Source organism: Pseudomonas sp. TSO6 (genome assembly GCF_056098905.1).
Map to the genome: position 1 here is coordinate 171,065 of NZ_JBLZWV010000033.1, position 14,578 is coordinate 185,642.

The 14,578-nt window shown below is 63.1% G+C and carries 17 protein-coding genes; 12 read left to right on the top strand and 5 right to left on the bottom strand.

Annotated elements, in window-relative coordinates; genetic code table 11:
* Nucleotides 1–27 precede the first annotated feature (27 nt).
* The 8 genes from ACN6NG_RS13680 to ACN6NG_RS13715 all read left to right on the top strand — a co-directional run bounded on the left by ACN6NG_RS13680 (nucleotide 28) and on the right by ACN6NG_RS13715 (nucleotide 6,869).
* Nucleotides 28–939: an aldo/keto reductase gene (locus ACN6NG_RS13680; protein ID WP_063424218.1), complete on the top strand. Its 912-nt coding sequence runs from the start codon at nucleotides 28–30 to the stop codon at nucleotides 937–939.
* Between the two features lie 4 nt (nucleotides 940–943).
* Nucleotides 944–2,227, top strand: a complete 1,284-nt coding sequence (locus ACN6NG_RS13685) for an NTP/NDP exchange transporter (RefSeq protein WP_063424219.1) — start codon at nucleotides 944–946, stop codon at nucleotides 2,225–2,227.
* 147 nt (nucleotides 2,228–2,374) lie between these two features.
* The gene (locus ACN6NG_RS13690) at nucleotides 2,375–2,551 is read left to right on the top strand and encodes a con-10 family general stress protein (protein ID WP_016499654.1); all 177 of its coding nucleotides are present in this window, start codon (nucleotides 2,375–2,377) and stop codon (nucleotides 2,549–2,551) included.
* A 60-nt stretch (nucleotides 2,552–2,611) separates the two neighbouring features.
* A complete protein-coding gene (locus ACN6NG_RS13695; RefSeq protein ID WP_016499655.1) occupies nucleotides 2,612–2,809 on the top strand; it encodes a hypothetical protein in 198 nt (65 codons plus the stop codon).
* Between the two features lie 18 nt (nucleotides 2,810–2,827).
* Nucleotides 2,828–4,159 (top strand): iron-containing redox enzyme family protein, encoded by a 1,332-nt coding sequence (locus ACN6NG_RS13700; protein WP_474314462.1) that lies wholly within the window; start codon nucleotides 2,828–2,830, stop codon nucleotides 4,157–4,159.
* On the top strand, nucleotides 4,159–5,112 hold the full coding sequence (locus ACN6NG_RS13705; protein ID WP_474314464.1) for a methyltransferase: 954 nt from the start codon (nucleotides 4,159–4,161) through the stop codon (nucleotides 5,110–5,112). The genes ACN6NG_RS13700 and ACN6NG_RS13705 overlap by 1 nt, the downstream gene beginning before the upstream one ends.
* Nucleotides 5,113–5,118: 6 nt before the next feature.
* The gene (locus ACN6NG_RS13710) at nucleotides 5,119–6,225 is read left to right on the top strand and encodes a carboxylate-amine ligase (RefSeq protein WP_474314466.1); all 1,107 of its coding nucleotides are present in this window, start codon (nucleotides 5,119–5,121) and stop codon (nucleotides 6,223–6,225) included.
* Between the two features lie 56 nt (nucleotides 6,226–6,281).
* Complete coding sequence (locus ACN6NG_RS13715) at nucleotides 6,282–6,869, top strand: phosphorylase family protein (protein ID WP_474314468.1); 588 nt, start codon at nucleotides 6,282–6,284, stop codon at nucleotides 6,867–6,869.
* A gap of 137 nt (nucleotides 6,870–7,006) precedes the next feature.
* Here ACN6NG_RS13715 and ACN6NG_RS13720 read toward each other — a convergent pair whose 3' ends face one another.
* The gene (locus ACN6NG_RS13720; RefSeq protein ID WP_474314470.1) at nucleotides 7,007–7,423 is read right to left on the bottom strand and encodes a hypothetical protein; all 417 of its coding nucleotides are present in this window, start codon (nucleotides 7,421–7,423) and stop codon (nucleotides 7,007–7,009) included.
* Between the two features lie 244 nt (nucleotides 7,424–7,667).
* Between ACN6NG_RS13720 and ACN6NG_RS13725 the strand changes: the two genes are divergently transcribed.
* Nucleotides 7,668–8,219 carry an ATP-dependent Clp protease proteolytic subunit gene (locus ACN6NG_RS13725; protein WP_063424368.1) on the top strand — a complete coding sequence of 184 codons (552 nt, stop codon included), beginning with the start codon at nucleotides 7,668–7,670 and terminating at the stop codon, nucleotides 8,217–8,219.
* Nucleotides 8,220–8,290: 71 nt separating this feature from the next.
* Here the strand turns inward: ACN6NG_RS13725 and ACN6NG_RS13730 are convergent, their stop codons facing one another.
* Nucleotides 8,291–8,689 (bottom strand): NUDIX hydrolase, encoded by a 399-nt coding sequence (locus ACN6NG_RS13730; protein WP_016499662.1) that lies wholly within the window; start codon nucleotides 8,687–8,689, stop codon nucleotides 8,291–8,293.
* Nucleotides 8,690–8,948: 259 nt separating this feature from the next.
* Between ACN6NG_RS13730 and ACN6NG_RS13735 the strand changes: the two genes are divergently transcribed.
* A complete protein-coding gene (locus ACN6NG_RS13735) occupies nucleotides 8,949–9,161 on the top strand; it encodes a con-10 family general stress protein (protein ID WP_049276239.1) in 213 nt (70 codons plus the stop codon).
* A 177-nt stretch (nucleotides 9,162–9,338) separates the two neighbouring features.
* Complete coding sequence (locus tag ACN6NG_RS13740) at nucleotides 9,339–9,608, top strand: DUF6555 family protein (RefSeq protein ID WP_016499664.1); 270 nt, start codon at nucleotides 9,339–9,341, stop codon at nucleotides 9,606–9,608.
* Between the two features lie 38 nt (nucleotides 9,609–9,646).
* On the opposite strand, the gene ACN6NG_RS13745 is transcribed toward ACN6NG_RS13740, so the two are convergent.
* On the bottom strand, nucleotides 9,647–10,261 hold the full coding sequence (locus ACN6NG_RS13745; protein WP_041167722.1) for a LuxR C-terminal-related transcriptional regulator: 615 nt from the start codon (nucleotides 10,259–10,261) through the stop codon (nucleotides 9,647–9,649).
* 116 nt (nucleotides 10,262–10,377) lie between these two features.
* On the opposite strand from ACN6NG_RS13745, the gene ACN6NG_RS13750 reads away from it, so the two are divergent.
* A complete protein-coding gene (locus ACN6NG_RS13750) occupies nucleotides 10,378–12,000 on the top strand; it encodes an ATP-binding response regulator (protein WP_474314475.1) in 1,623 nt (540 codons plus the stop codon).
* A 32-nt stretch (nucleotides 12,001–12,032) separates the two neighbouring features.
* Here ACN6NG_RS13750 and ACN6NG_RS13755 read toward each other — a convergent pair whose 3' ends face one another.
* Nucleotides 12,033–12,332 (bottom strand): hypothetical protein, encoded by a 300-nt coding sequence (locus tag ACN6NG_RS13755; protein ID WP_353455408.1) that lies wholly within the window; start codon nucleotides 12,330–12,332, stop codon nucleotides 12,033–12,035.
* Nucleotides 12,333–12,492: 160 nt separating this feature from the next.
* The gene (gene paaZ, locus ACN6NG_RS13760; RefSeq protein WP_474314478.1) at nucleotides 12,493–14,547 is read right to left on the bottom strand and encodes a phenylacetic acid degradation bifunctional protein PaaZ; all 2,055 of its coding nucleotides are present in this window, start codon (nucleotides 14,545–14,547) and stop codon (nucleotides 12,493–12,495) included.
* Between the last annotated feature and the right edge of the window lie 31 nt (nucleotides 14,548–14,578).

The window sequence follows — 14,578 nt, forward strand, 5'->3', positions numbered from 1 at the left end:
TTTCCGATTCATGACGGGAGCTTTTCCATGTACGCACGTCGTGATGTCCTACGCGCGGGTGCCACGCTGGGGGTGCTGGCCGCCGTCAGCCCCTGGCTGTACGCCGCCACCCCGGCGGGTTTGCTGACCCGCAAAGTACCGTCCACCGGTGAGGCGTTGCCCGTGATCGGTGCCGGTACTTCCGGCAGTTTTGAGGTAGACGCCGACTCGGCCCAGTATCAGCAGCTCAAAGCGGTGCTCAAGGCATTTTTCGAAGGGGGCGGCCGGGTGATCGACACCTCGCCCAACTACGGCGGTGCCGACAGCATCCTCGGGCAGTTGCTGGAAGAGGGCGGCTGGCACCGACAGTGCTTCATTGCCACCAAAATCGCCGCCGACAGCCGTGCCGACGCCGAAGCGCAATGGGCCGGCAGCCTGAAGAGCCTGCGCACCGACAAGGTCGACTTGCTGCAGATCCACAACTTGCGTGACTGGCAGACCCAGCTGCCCTATGCCCGCGAGCTGAAGCGGCAGGGCAAGACCCGCTATGTCGGCATAACCCATTACCTGAACAGCGGGCAAGACGAAGTCGCCCGTATCGTGCGCAGCGAGCCGCTGGACTTCATCCAGATCAATTACTCGGTCAATGCCCCCGACGCTGCCCGCGAGCTGCTGCCGCTGTGCCAGGACAAGGGCGTTGCGGTGCTCATCAACCGGGCCTTCGACGATGGCCGCCTGTTCGCCAAGGTCAAGGACCTGGCGTTACCCGGCTGGGCCGCAGAGGCAGGCATTGGCAGCTGGGCGCAGCTGTTTCTCAAGTTCGCCATCAGCCACCCGGCGGTGACCACGGTAATCCCCGCCACCGGCCGACCCGATCGCCAGCTCGACCAGCTCAAGGCCGGACAAGCACCCATGCTCACCCAGGCGCAGCAACAGGCGCTGATCAAGCAGTTTGCCTGAGATCATGCAAGGCTGGCGGCGGCGCCTGGACCAAGGGCTGAACATTCAGCCCGGCGAGGGGCCAGCAGTAATCGCCGGCCTGCTGCTGTTCTACCTGCTGTTCACCGGCTACTTCATGCTGCGCCCGGTGCGAGAAACCATGGGCGTCGCCGGTGGTGTAGACAACCTGCAATGGCTATTCACCGGCACCTTCATCGCCACACTGGCCTGCCTGCCGCTATTTGGCTGGCTGGCGTCCAGGGTGCAGCGCAGGTATATCCTGCCTTGGACCTACGGTTTCTTTGCCAGCAACCTGTTGCTGTTCGCGGCGCTGTTTGCCGACAACCCGGACGATCTCTGGACCGCCAGAGCCTTCTACATCTGGCTATCGGTTTTCAACCTGCTGACCATTTCACTGGCCTGGAGCGTGCTCGCCGACCTGTTTTCCACTGCGCAGGGCAAGCGCCTGTTCGGCCTACTGGCCGCCGGGGCCAGCTTGGGCGGGCTCAGTGGCCCAATCCTTGGCACCTTACTGGTGGCCCCGCTGGGCCATTCCGGGCTGCTGGTGCTAGCCGCAGTGTTTCTGCTGGGCAGTATCGGTGCCGCGCTGTTCCTGCAACGCTGGCGACTGCGCCACCCACTACCAGAACAGGCCGAGCGGGCGGGCTCGCGGCCCTTGGGTGGCAACCCGTTTGCCGGCGCTACCGCCGTGTTGCGTTCCCCGTATCTGCTGGGCATCGCCCTGTTCGTGGTGTTGCTGGCCAGCGTCAGCACCTTCCTGTATTTCGAGCAGGCGCGCATCGTCAGTGAAACCTTCACCGATCGCACCCGGCAAACCCAGGTCTTCGGCCTGATCGATACGGTGGTGCAGGCCCTGGCCATCCTCACTCAGGTATTCCTCACCGGGCGCCTGGCCCGGCGCTTGGGTGTGGGGGTGTTGCTGGTGGCGGTGCCGATGGTAATGGCTGCGGGTTTCCTGTGGCTGGCACTGGCCCCGGTGTTCGCGGTATTCGTCGTGGTGATGGTGGTGCGCCGGGCCGGCGAGTACGCGTTGGTGCGGCCAGGGCGGGAGATGCTGTTCACCGTGCTGCCCGCCGAGGACAAGTACAAGGCCAAGAACTTCATCGACACGGTGGTCTACCGAGGCGGCGATGCCCTCAGCGGCTGGGTCAAGCGTGCGCTGGACGTAATGGGTGAGCACCCGCAACTGGCGATGCTGATCGGCGCCGTGATTGCCCTGGGCTGGGCTGCGACCGGTAGCTGGCTGGGCCGCCGCCAGGCCCATCTGGATAACCCGCCGCACGACTGACAGGCGCACCAAATATGGTGTTGCCGCTTATTTAACGCCACCGGTCCGAACCCTTCGCAATAAAACGAATCCCGCGATATCGCCGAACTCCCAACCTGTGTACGGCAGCTTGCCGTGCATTCCGAAGTCATACGAGGTTTGAACACCATGGCCACTAAAGACAACAGCCGTACCGGCAACCAACAAGGCAGCCAAGGCGGTAACAAGAACCCAGGCAACTTTGCCAACGATCGTGACAAGGCTTCCGAAGCCGGACGCAAGGGCGGCCAGTCCTCTGGCAAGGACATGCCGCACGAGTCGGGCCGCAAGGGCGGCCGCTCGTAATTGACCGACGCGCAGTGCCGGGGCGACCTGGCACTGCAATCAGCCAAAGGGGGAATACCCATGCGACTGACTCCACTGATCATCCTCATGGGCTCGCTGACCTTGGTCGGCGGCTGCTTTGACCGCGACAATGACCACCCGGGCAAGGATGCCGACCCCAGCAAGCCATCACTGCAGATGCAGCAACCCGATACCAAGCCGGCACCGCAGCCTGCGCCCGACCCGGAACCGATGCCGGGGCAGAAACCGAGCCAATAGGCCCACAAGGAGCACGGCATGAGGGTGATGAACCGCGACACCGCTCCAGTTTTGCCAATGGCCGCCGAGCGGTCCAGCGTGCAACAGCGCTATCAGGCAATGCTGACAGGCCACTATGACGGCAGCGCCGCATGGCTCGACGAACAACTTTCACGTGCTGCACGCCTGCCGGATGACCTGCCTGACTCACCTTCGGATTTGCCAGCCTGGAGCGCGAGGTGCGCTGGCGATGTCGCCGCCGGCTACGCCGAGTACCTTGAGCAACGCCGGCAAGGCGCACCACGCCGCTTCTTTACCTGCCGCGCACATGCGCTGTGGTTTCTGCAACAGGTTGCACCGACCAAGGCGGTGGATGGAGCCTGGCTGCACGGCACGCTGCAGCACTGGGGCGACCCACGTTTCCACGGTTTGATCCGGACTTACCTGGAAGAGCTCGGCAATGGTGACCCGCGTTGCAATCATGTGCTGATCTACCAGCGTCTGCTGGGTCGCCTGGGGTGTGTAGAGGCGATGCCACTGGACGATGCACGGTATCTCCAAGGCAGCCTGCAGCTGGCCCTGGGGCAGCATTGCAACACGCACCTGCCTGAGGTCATTGGCTATAACCTCGGCTATGAACAACCACCGCTGCACCTGCTGATCACCACTTACGAGCTGGCAGAGCTGGGCATCGACGGCCACTACTTCCAGTTGCATGTGACGATCGACAATGCGGCCAGCGGCCACGCTCAGCTATCGCTTCAGGCCCTGCGCCAGCTCAGCCCCCAGCACGACCAGCAAGCGTTCTACGACAGGGCGCGCAACGGTTATCGCCTGAACGAGCTGGGTATTGCGGCAGCTGACCTGATCCGCCAGTTCAACCTGCAGGACGAACTGTTCGCAGCCCTGGAACGCAAGCGTATTTACGGCCAGTTCATGCATGCTGACCGCTGCCGCCTGCAGCAGCGCACTGTCAATCAGTGGTTGGCCACACCTGGCGCCATGCCCGAGTTCGTTGCCGCGTTGCAGGCCCAAGGCTGGATTGTGCGGGGCCAGGACCCGGCCCACAGCCGCTGGTGGAAGCTGATCGAAGGGCCTGCGGCGGTTATGTTCGGTGTGTTCAACAGTTACGAGAAACAACTGTGGCACGACTGGATAGCCGACACCTGGCGGCCCACGATCCGCCGTGTAGCGCCCGGTAGCTGGGGCCTGCCCGAATCCCATAGGGAATCACAAGGCGAAGTGCCCAGTGAAGCACCCGCCGCGTTCATAGGGCAAATGGCCGGCAACCGCCATGCCACACCTGAGGGCCTGGCGGCAACCCGGGCATACATTCGCACCACCGGGCTGCTCCAGGAGGAACCCCGCTGATGATGCTAGATGCCAGAACAGTCGAGGCCGACCAGGCGTTGCTGCAACTGGGCCAGCGGTTACGTGCCGACGGATACCGATTTACCTGCGTGACACCCGCGACCCACAGCCGCGTCAATGCCCGCGACGGTTCCGGACAGGCCAGCAGCTTGCGCGACGTGTTCGGCTGGAGCCGACCTTTCGCCCCAGGCCTCGTATCAAATGATGAACTTGAGTTGCTCGAACGCGCGCAGGTGCTGGTCCCAAGGGGCGAACTGCTGGGCAGTTCGGTGCGCTGGTCAAGCCTGGACGACCTGCTGCTGGTGCATTCAGCGTTCCCCACCGAGGCCAGTGATGCGGTGTTCTTCGGCCCGGACAGCTACCGCTTTGCCCAGGTCATCCACGAGCATCTGCAGCACAACCCCAGGCCGGTCGAGCATGCAGTCGATATTGGCTGCGGCAGCGGGGTGGGTGCGTTGCTGATCGCTCGCGCCGCCCAGCATGCGCAGGTCAGCGCCGTGGACATCAACCCGTTGGCGTTGCGCTACGCCACGATCAACGCAGCGTTGGCGGGGGTGAGCAACGTATCGGTAGCGCCCAGCGACGTGCTGGACGGCATCAGCGGTACGTTCGACCTGATTGTCGCCAACCCGCCTTACATGCTCGACCGCAGCGCCCGCACCTATCGCCACGGCGGTGGCGCGCTGGGCGCCGAACTGTCGCTGCGCATCGTTGAGCAGGCATGCGAACGCCTGACCCGCCACGGCACCTTGCTGCTCTACACCGGCGTGGCCATTGTCGATGGCCGCGACGCCTTGCTCGAGGCTATCCGCTTGCGCCTGGCGGGGCCACAATGGGCCTGGGCGTACCGGGAGATCGACCCTGACGTGTTTGGCGAGCAACTGGCCGAACCCGGCTACGAGCAGGTCGAACGCATCGCCGCCGTGGCGCTCACTGTAACCCGTCATCGCTGAGGCAACATGGCCCGGGCCTGCACGTTCGGCATCGAGGAGGAATACCTGCTTGTGAGGCTGGGCTCGGGGCAGGTCCCGGCAACACCGCCACCTGCGGTGATAGGGCGTTGTCGCGAAGCGCTGGGCCAATATTTTGCCCAGGAAATGTTCCGCAGCCAGATCGAGCTGGCCTCGCCGGTGTTTACCCATCTTCACGAAGCGCGTGAGTTCTTCCAGCACAGGCGGCAGCGGCTGAGCATGGCGCTGGCAGAGGAGGGGATGGGAATTTACGGCGCAGCCAGCCACCCTAGCGCCGCCTGGCTGCGGCAGAAGGCCGCTGCCGCGGCACATTACCAGCAACTGTTCGATGACTACCGGCATGTAGCCCAGCGAAGCCTGCTCAACGGCTTGCATGTGCACGTTGGGGTTCCGCCTGGTTGTGACCGCATGCAGCTGATCAACCGCTTGCTGGTCTGGCTGCCGCTGTTGCTGGTGCTGAGCACCTCATCGCCCATGTGGGCTGGCGAGCGTACCGGCTACATGAGCTACCGCCGGGTGATTTGCGGGGAATGGCCGCACATGGGTTTGCCCGAGGCCTTGCCGGACTGGGCTGCCTATGAACGCTATCGCGCCCTGTTGCAGCGAACCGGTGCGCTGGCGGTGGATGGCGACTTCTGGTGGGCGATTCGACCTTCGCGGCGCTTCCCGACCGTGGAATTGCGTATCTGCGATGGCTGCCCGCAGCTGGAGGATGCCCTGTGCATCGCCGCGCTGTTTCGCCATTTGGTGGAGCACGCCATTACTGGTCGCCATGACCTGTTGCCCAGCAACCGCGAACTGCGCTGGATCGCCCAGGAGAACTATTGGCGCGCCATGCGCTATGGGCGCCATGCACAATTCATTGGTATGCACGAGCAACAGCCAGTCACGGCCGAAGGCTGGCTTGGCCAGTTGCAGGAGCAGGTGCCGGTCGACAGCGTGGATGCCGAGCGTGCCTGCCAGCATGCCCGGCACCTGCTGCGCGACGGCACCCATGCCGACCAGCAGTTGCACTGCCTGGCACAGGCCATCGAGGGCGGGCTCGGCAAGGCACAGGCGCTGCAGGCCGTGGTGGCGGCCGGGACTTGCAATTAGCCGGGGTTGGCCGACAATGGCCGCGCCCCTTGCAGCCACGCGGAAACACCTGCTCCATGATGCTGATCAAGCAATTCCCCGACATTTCCCTGGATGACACGCTGTTCGTCTTCGCCCTCGAGGCCGAGGCTGGCGATGTCTTCACCGAGGTGAACACCGTGTTCACCGGCATTGGCAAAGTCAATGCGGCGATCGCACTGACCAAGGCAATTGCAACCCGCAGGCCCAGACTTATCGTCAACCTTGGCTCGGCGGGCAGCCAGCGCCATGGCAAGGGCCAGGTGGTGTGCTGTAACCGTTTCGTACAACGCGACATGGACGTGACACCGCTGGGCTTTGCCCGTTACGAAACGCCCTTGTCGGATATCCCGGTAGTGCTGGAACATGGCGCAGCAATCCCCGGCCTGCCGCTGGAAACCTGTGGCAGCGGTGACAGCTTCGAAATCAACCATGGCGACGCGCCTTATGACGTGGTCGACATGGAAGCCTATGTGCTGGCGTTGATCGCGCGCGGCGAAGGCATTCCGTTTGTGTGCCTGAAATACATATCCGATGATGCCGGCAGCAATGCCGCAGGGGATTGGGCCGTGCAGGTGCACCTGGCGGCCGAGGCATTCAAGCGGGTGCTGTTCAGCCAGGTTTGAGCGCTGATCGAAAACGCGGTGGATGGCACCGGCGTTGGCGGTGTTCGCGGCTAGAACCGGTCCCACAGCGCACCCCCTGACGTGTAGTTGCTGAGCACGGTAGTTGCTGCGAGTGGGACAGGCATGGGTTAGAAGATTTAATGAGTCTGCCAGACCCCGTTGTTACGCTCGCAGTCGGTTCGTGCCTGGCCAAGGCTGGGAGTATCGTAGTAGTAGGTGATCACGCGGGCATCCTTGGGCAAAGCCGGCTTGTCGCCACCGACGGCTTTGGGATTGGCCAGCGCCTCCTGAGTCAAGGGCGCGATGCAGCTGCCAACGCTGCCATCCTCACAGCGTTCTACCTTGCGCTTCTGGCTGTTCAGCATGTCCTTGCTCTCGTTGCTGCACGACCAGTTGATCGCTTCGGCAGGCAGATTGCTGTAGCTGTAGCAGGTGTGCCGGTCCACCGGCGTTACCGCATCGCTGGATGAGCGGGTCAGCACATTGCAAGCTTCGGCCAGGGCTTGGCCACTGGCCAGGCTGGCAACCATCACCATCAGCACAGAAAAGCGCATTTTCCACCTCCAGGGCACAGGGCCCTCGTCAGTCCCTCATTGCGGTCCTGAATCGGTCGACGCGTGATGAGTGGCGGGGGTTCAACGCGCTTGACCAACGGAGAGACCGATGCCGGGTTGAACTTTGCAGCCCCTGGCGTTTCCACCGCATATCAGGCTTTTGGAAGGTCAGCCTTGGCAGGTGGCCGGGCAGGGTGACGATGCCCAGCAGAGCAAGGGATGGCTGCCAACCCTGGAGGAAAGCATGGCCAGACATATCATTCATTTTACCGGGCCGATCAATTCGTCGACCTGTGGCAACCTGATCAATACCTGCTCGCGGGCGTTGCAACAGGGCGCCGGGATCCTGCAATTGAACATCGCCACCATGGGCGGCGAATGCAGTTACGGGTTTACCCTGTACAACTTCTTGCGGGCATTGCCGGTAGCGGTGCATACCCACAACCTGGGCACGGTGGAATCCATGGGTAATATCCTGTTCCTGGCGGGGGAGCGGCGCACGGCGTGCAGCTTCAGCAAGTTCCTGTTCCATCCGTTTCACTGGACCTTGCATGGTTCGGTTGACCATGCGCGGATGGCCGAATATGCAATGAGCCTCGATTACGATCTGGAGTTGTATGCGCAGATCGTTGCCGAACGGACCGAGGGTGCGGCGCAGGTGCTGGATGTGCCGCGATACCTGATGGCCCACCCGCGGATTCTGAGCCCACGCGAGGCCCTGGAGAACGGGATGATTCATGCCATCGACGAGCTGCCGATCGAGCCGGAGTCAGTTCAGTGGAGTGTGCATGCCTAGCGTTTGCCTTTGCGGGCCTCTTGGCAGGTAAACCCGCTCCCGAAGGTTCGGCGAAAACATCCCGCGCAGCCTTACCGGACTGACGCCGCAGTGGTTCTGTCGCAAGCCAGTAGCGAGCGGATAAGCGACTTGATCTCACCCTTGAGCCCGGGTGCCTGGTCCAGGTGGGCGAAGCGGTAATCGGCAATTTCATGCCGTGCCTTGGGCTGCGGTGCATCGGCAAACTCTGCTTCGAATACGTAGTGCATTCGTTCGGAGGTTTCGTGGCGCATCAACAAGGTCAGGGAGTCGGCCTGCAACCCGGTCTCTTCCAGCAATTCACGCTCTGCTGCCTGCATGGGCGTTTCGCCAGGTTCAATCTTGCCACCGGGAAGGGTCCAGGCGCCTTTGGACTTTCTCACCCATAACCATTTATGGGTTTGCTTGCCATGTCGGCAGATGATGGTGGCGCGGTCCTTGTTCAACTTCATCAGGCCTCCGGAGCGATGCGCTTGTTTTATGAGGATTCGGCCCTTGGCAGAAACAAACGTTGCGTTTAACCCGACGAACGGTCAAGACAGGGATTTGTCCTTTAATCGCGCACCCCACGCAAACATTTTGTTGGCGTCCTTTTCGTGCCACTGGTCAGCTGCAGTCAAAAGCTTTGAGCAGACCCGGCAATCGGCCGCTCGGAACAAAGGCAGGGCACATGCTCATGCGACCAGCCAATCCATCGCAAGGAGAAACCAAATGGCGCAGGACCAAGAGCGAACAAGCCGGCGCGGCGGCACCAAGGAAACCAACCCGGGCAACTTTGCCAACGACCGGGAACGGGCTTCGCGCGCGGGTCACAAGGGCGGGCAGGCTTCTGGCGGCAACTTCGCCAACGACCGCCAGCGGGCTTCGGACGCCGGGCGCAAAGGTGGCCAGAATAGCCACGGCAGCGGTCGCAGTCAGCAGTGAAAACCCTTGCTGACACGCAGCGATTCCGGGTTTGCCGACCCGGAATCGCCCCATGACCTGGCCTGCTCTAGCACCCGTAACGTCCGCTTGTGCCAATTGCTCGACAAAATTTTGAATTTTCTGGCGATGGCCTGATCAATCAGGGAGTCATCCATGGAGAAGAGGAGGCCCCCTGCGATGCCTAGCCCACAGCTTTACATCATCGATTACCAACTGCATGGCCAACCGCGCAGTTTCATCATTCGCCTGGAACGCCTGGACAATGCCGAGGCCTGGCATTGGGCAAGTTGCGATGCGGGTATCGGCATCATTCCCAAGTTCGGGCGTGAGAAGATCAGGAAGATCAGCCGGCCGATGGCCGAGCGCTACGGGATTACCGCGGTGAGCTGGCGAATTTCGGGGAGCAAGCCGAACCAGTCGGTGGGGGACCCGGCGGCGACGGTCTAACCCGCCATCCGAGCGCCGGCAGCCCCTGACCAAGGGTGTCAGCTGCCGGTGTACTTCACCGCAGCAGCGGTACGCGAGCTGACCCCAAGCAGCTTGAGCAGCGACGAAACATGTATGCGCACGGTAAACGGGGAGATATTCAGGGCCTTGGCAATTTCCTTGTTGGTCTTGCCCTGGGCAATCAGCCGGAGTACTTCTTGCTGACGGTGGGTAAGTTGCTCCACTGCACATTCGCCACCGAGGTTGGGCAGCAAGCCTGAGGGCGCATACCTGACCAGCACCTCGCCATTGCGTATGGCGAGGATTGCCGCCCCTATCTCATCTGCGGCGATGCTTTTGCCGATGAACCCCTCGACTCCCGTAGCCATCACCTGCTCGACGATAGCGGGGTCGTCGACCATCGACACGATGATCAGCGTGGTGCGTCGAAACTGTTGGCGTAAACGCGCAAGGCACTGGATGTCCACCAGCCCGGGGAAACGCAGGTCGAGGATCAGGGTATCAGGTACCTCCCCGCCATCAGCCAAGGCCATTACTTCATCCAGGTTGCCGGCCTCTTCTATGCAGGCACCCGCAACCACGCGCTTTACGGTGCGCGCCAGGGCTTCCCTGAACAGCGGATGGTCATCCGCCACGATGATGCGACACGTCACGCTTGGCAACTCCCTGTAGCCGCAAGTGTAGAAGGCCATGCTAATTTAGCAGCCTCGGAGAAAGGGTGCTGCCTACGGATGGCAGCAATGCGACCCCGTGCACAGGGAGGCTGGCCATGGACCTGGACAAGAACAACGAACTCGATCAAGCCAACTTGCGCGTGATCGTCGCCTGCTGTGCGCTGGTCTACATGACCGTGCTGGGCTTTCTGCCGGGCAGCTCGCCTGCGCCTTATCTGCCGGTCATCTACTACATCGTCACCTTTGTGCTGGTGTCCATCGGTTTGCGCCAGGCCATTGCCCGTTGGCCCGGGAATTACCCTTGGCGACGGGTACTGGGGATGGTGCATGACTACACCGGTACCTGCTTCGGCCTGGTGGTAGGTGGCGAGGCGGCGTTGCCGATCTATGCGGTGATGGTGTGGGTGAACCTGGGCAACGGCATGCGCTTCGGCTCGCGCTACCTGGCGATTGCCACGGTGCTGGCGCTGGCGGCGTTGCTGGTGGTGTACCAGATCACGCCTTACTGGCAGGCCAACCCGTTCATGGTGTTGATGTTGCTTACCACCAGCACGGTCATCCCGGTGTATGCGCACCTGCTGCTGGAGCGCACGCGCAAGGCCTCTGAACAGGCTGCGGCGGCCAACCGCGAGAAATCCCGCTTCCTGGCGCAGGCCAGCCACGACCTGCGTCAACCGATTCACTCTATCGGCCTGTTCACGGCATGCCTGCGCGAGGCGCAGCTGGGCGACGAGGAGCGGCGACTGGTGGACAGCATCGACCGCTCGCTGCTCAATGTATCGCAGCTTTTTCGCTCGATTCTCGACCTTTACACCCTGGACAACGGGCGCGTGCAACCGCGCAGCGAGACATTCGCCCTGGCCGGATTTCTGGCGGAGCTGGTACGTCAGAACACCGAGCCCGCCCGCTGGGCCGGGGTGGAGATACGCTTGCGGCCCTGCGCGTACTGGACGTGCACCGACCGTGGCATGCTGACGACCATGGTGCAGAACGTACTGTCCAACTGCTTCAAATATGCGGCGCATCGCCCGCTGCTGCTGGCGGTACGACGCTGCGGCGAAGGCCTTGCCATCGTCGTTTATGACCAGGGGCGAGGCATAGACGAAGCGCATCAGCGGTTGGTGTTCGAAGAGTTCTACCGGGTACGCCAGGTACGCGACAACGATGTCGAGGGTGTGGGCCTGGGTTTGTCGATTGTGCGGCGGCTGGGGCATCTGATGGGCCTGAAAGTAAAGCTGCGTTCGCGGCCAGGCCACGGCACGGCGGTCAGCCTGCAAGGCTTGCCGCGCCTCAGCGCTCAGCCAGCCCTGGTTGTGGGCGAGCGCTCGCCGGCAGCGGCCGGCCTGCTTGGCGGCTTGCGGGTATGCCTGGTGGAAGACGACCACAATGTGCTGCGGGCGACCTCGGCGCTGCTGCAGCGCTGGGGGTGCGAAGTAGAGGCGCACAGTTCGCCTGCTGGTTTGAGCAGTGATTGTGAAGTGATTGTTGCCGATTATGACCTGGGGCAGGAGGCAACCGGAGTCGACTGCATCGACCGGTTGCGGGCCCAGCGCGGCTGGGACGTACCCGCGTTGATCATGACCGGGCACGACCCGGAGAAGATTCAGGCAGCGGTGCATGAGCGCAATATCGCCGTGCTTTCCAAGCCGGTACGCCCAGCTGAACTGCGTGCGGCCCTGCGCGCATTGCGCGAGGAGCCTGCGGCGCCGGCCCTTTAGACCGGCGCAAGGGCGCAGGGGCTGTGCGTGGGTTATTGCAGGATGACCGCCTGGCCTTCCTTCATGCAGGACGGCGTGGGCTCGTACAGGCCCATGCCGGCCACCGCGACGATGCCACCGCTGGGCATCTGGCACTCGTACCGGCCTTTGGCGGTGGTGGCGGTGTAGTAGGTGATGGTGCTGTCACTGCGTACGTCGGCGACGTTGGAAACCTTGGTGTTCAGAATGAACTCGGTGCGCTGCTTGAGCGTGTCTTCGGAGGGTTTGATGGTCTGGCAGCCGGCGACGCCGGCCAGGAGGGCGGCACTGAGGAGGAGCTTGAGGGCGTGCATGATGGGAGCTTCCTTGGCGTTGTTATCGCTGGACTATAACGCCGAGGGGCGAGGTGGGCGATTAGGGCAGATGTACGAGGTGGCCCTTGGCCTTTATGTAACCTGTGCGTGCCTGTTCGCGGTCCGATTTACCCGCGAAGAGGCACGCGAGGCCAACAAATCACTCAGGCTTTTTCAGCACCAAGGTCAGGATGTCATAGCTGGCCACCAGCTCACCCAGCTGGTTGGTCACCTCTACATCCCATGCCACCACACCCTGCGGCTGGCCCAGCGGGCTGGTCTTGCCCTGGTCGATCTTGCGCTTGCAGGTCAGGCGCGCCTGAATGGTATCGCCGATGCCCACCGGGTTGATGAAACGCAGGGTGTCCAGGCCATAGTTGGCCAGTACTGGTCCGGCGCCAGGCGAGACGAACAGGCCGGCAGCCGCCGACAGAACGAAATAGCCGTGAGCAATGCGTTTACCGAACTGCGATTCCTTGGCGGCGATTTCGTCGAAGTGCATGTAGAAGTGGTCACCCGACAGGCAGCCGAAGTTGACCAGGTCCGCTTCGGTGACGGTGCGGCGATGAGTGAGCAGGGATTCACCGATGCGCAGCTGCTCGAAGTAGCGGCGGAACGGGTGCACTTCAGTCTCGATCACTTCACCACCGCGTACGTATTCGCCAGTGACTGCCGTAAGCATGCTTGGCGAGCCCTGTACGGCGGCGCGTTGCAGGTAGTGCTTGACCGCGCGCAAGCCACCCAGCTCTTCACCGCCACCGGCCCTGCCCGGGCCGCCATGCTTGAGCTGCGGCAGAGGCGAGCCGTGGCCGGTGGATTCCTTGGCGGCTTCGCTGTCGAGTACCAGCAGGCGGCCATGCCAGGCAGCCGCCACCGGAATGGCCTTGGCGGCGATGCTGCGGTCGGCGGTGACCAAGGTCGCCACCAGGCTGCCTTTGCCCCGTGCGGCCAGTGCCAAGGCTTCGTCGAGGTCGTCGTAGGCCATCAGCGTGCTGACCGGGCCGAACGCTTCGATATCGTGGGCGCCGCCTTCGGCATGCGGGTCGCGGGCCTGCAGCAGGGTCGGGGCAAAGAATGCGCCCTCGGCCACACCATCGCCCCGCGGGGCGAAGCCATCGCTGGCGCCGAACAGCTGGTCACAGCTTTGCAGCAGGCTGCGCACTCGTTCGGCCACGTCGTGCTGCTGGTCGTGAGAGGCCAGGGCGCCCATGCGTACGCCTTCCAGCGACGGGTCACCCACTACCACCTTGCTCAAACGCTCGCGCAAGCGCGTGGCAACGGCGTCGATGTGCTTGGCCGGCACGATGGCGCGGCGGATGGCGGTGCACTTCTGCCCGGCCTTGGTGGTCATTTCACGCACCACCTCCTTGATGTACAGGTCGAACTCTTCGCTGTCTGGCGTTACGTCCGGGCCGAGGATGGCGCAGTTGAGCGAGTCGGCTTCGGCGGTGAACGGTACCGAATTACGTATCAGGTTCGGGGTGACGCGCAATTTGGCGGCGGTATCGGCGGAACCGGTGAAGGTCACCACGTCCTGGCCTTGCAGGCGGTCGAGCAAGTCGCCGGTGCTGCCGATCACCAGTTGCAGGCTGCCCTCTGGCAGCAGGCCGGAGGCGTTCATCAGGCGTACGACGGCTTCGGTCAGGTAGCTGGTGGAAGTTGCCGGCTTGACGATGCACGGCATGCCCGCCAGGAAGGTCGGGGCGAACTTTTCCAGCATGCCCCAGATGGGGAAGTTGAAGGCGTTGATGTGCACCGCCACCCCGGCGCGCGGCACCAGGATGTGGCTGCCGGCAAAGTGACCTTGCTTGCCCAGAGGGATGGCCGGGCCCTCGTGCACCAGATTGCCCGACGGCAGCTCGCGGCTGCCGATGCCGGCATAGGCGAACAACGTGGCGTTGCCGCCTTCGATGTCGATCCAGCTGTCGGCACGGGTGGCGCCGCTATGGTGCGACAGGGTGTACAGCTGTTCCTTGCGTTCGGCCAGGTATAGGGCCAGCGCTTTCAGGCGTGCAGCGCGTTGCTGGAAGTCCATTGCCATCAGGCTGGCCAGGCCGCGAGCACGGGCGAAGTCGACGGCTTCGGCGAAGTCAGGGCGCTCCTCGTGGCTGTAGGCCAGGACGCGGCCGTCGAGGGCGCTGCGCAGGGCCTGGGCGCCGTGCTGGCCAAGCCAGCGGCCGGCGATGAAGCTTTGCAGAGTAGGGGCGGCAGACATGCTGTTCTCCATGCTGTTCAAATGTAGGGGG

Coding starts and splice junctions, on each gene's coding strand:
- ACN6NG_RS13680 (WP_063424218.1), top strand. CDS start 28: ATGTACGCACGTCGTGATGTCCTACGCGCGGGTGCCACGCTGGGGGTG.
- ACN6NG_RS13685 (WP_063424219.1), top strand. CDS start 944: ATGCAAGGCTGGCGGCGGCGCCTGGACCAAGGGCTGAACATTCAGCCC.
- ACN6NG_RS13690 (WP_016499654.1), top strand. CDS start 2,375: ATGGCCACTAAAGACAACAGCCGTACCGGCAACCAACAAGGCAGCCAA.
- ACN6NG_RS13695 (WP_016499655.1), top strand. CDS start 2,612: ATGCGACTGACTCCACTGATCATCCTCATGGGCTCGCTGACCTTGGTC.
- ACN6NG_RS13700 (WP_474314462.1), top strand. CDS start 2,828: ATGAGGGTGATGAACCGCGACACCGCTCCAGTTTTGCCAATGGCCGCC.
- ACN6NG_RS13705 (WP_474314464.1), top strand. CDS start 4,159: ATGATGCTAGATGCCAGAACAGTCGAGGCCGACCAGGCGTTGCTGCAA.
- ACN6NG_RS13710 (WP_474314466.1), top strand. CDS start 5,119: ATGGCCCGGGCCTGCACGTTCGGCATCGAGGAGGAATACCTGCTTGTG.
- ACN6NG_RS13715 (WP_474314468.1), top strand. CDS start 6,282: ATGATGCTGATCAAGCAATTCCCCGACATTTCCCTGGATGACACGCTG.
- ACN6NG_RS13720 (WP_474314470.1), bottom strand. CDS start 7,423: ATGCGCTTTTCTGTGCTGATGGTGATGGTTGCCAGCCTGGCCAGTGGC.
- ACN6NG_RS13725 (WP_063424368.1), top strand. CDS start 7,668: ATGGCCAGACATATCATTCATTTTACCGGGCCGATCAATTCGTCGACC.
- ACN6NG_RS13730 (WP_016499662.1), bottom strand. CDS start 8,689: ATGAAGTTGAACAAGGACCGCGCCACCATCATCTGCCGACATGGCAAG.
- ACN6NG_RS13735 (WP_049276239.1), top strand. CDS start 8,949: ATGGCGCAGGACCAAGAGCGAACAAGCCGGCGCGGCGGCACCAAGGAA.
- ACN6NG_RS13740 (WP_016499664.1), top strand. CDS start 9,339: ATGCCTAGCCCACAGCTTTACATCATCGATTACCAACTGCATGGCCAA.
- ACN6NG_RS13750 (WP_474314475.1), top strand. CDS start 10,378: ATGGACCTGGACAAGAACAACGAACTCGATCAAGCCAACTTGCGCGTG.
- ACN6NG_RS13755 (WP_353455408.1), bottom strand. CDS start 12,332: ATGCACGCCCTCAAGCTCCTCCTCAGTGCCGCCCTCCTGGCCGGCGTC.
- paaZ (WP_474314478.1), bottom strand. CDS start 14,547: ATGTCTGCCGCCCCTACTCTGCAAAGCTTCATCGCCGGCCGCTGGCTT.